We start from the raw sequence: 258 nt of genomic DNA on the forward strand, positions 1-258 counted from the left end.
TTCCATTTCAGCTTGCAGCAGATTCATCTGCCCGTGGAACGATTGCATGGGCTTGCAGGAATAGGCAAGTGATTTCTTGATGGTGACGAGCGGGAAGGTCCGCGTAAAGAGCGACAGGAAGTTAGCCGGCTGCTTGAGCTTCGCCAATACTTCCCGGAATGGGTACGCTAGCTGAACATCGTGGAGAAATTTACCTTCTTCAAGGAGCGACACTGTCCATTCCGCCTCTTCGCGTTCTAGCGTTTCGGTCATTTCCTG

The 258-nt window shown here is 51.9% G+C and carries 1 protein-coding gene; it reads right to left on the reverse strand.

Annotation, left to right across the window (positions count from 1 at the left end):
• On the reverse strand, positions 1-258 hold a 258-nt coding region (locus SB775_RS31205; protein ID WP_410865154.1), incomplete at both ends, for a hypothetical protein.

The sequence above is a fragment of the Peribacillus sp. SIMBA_075 genome, from assembly GCF_046534585.1.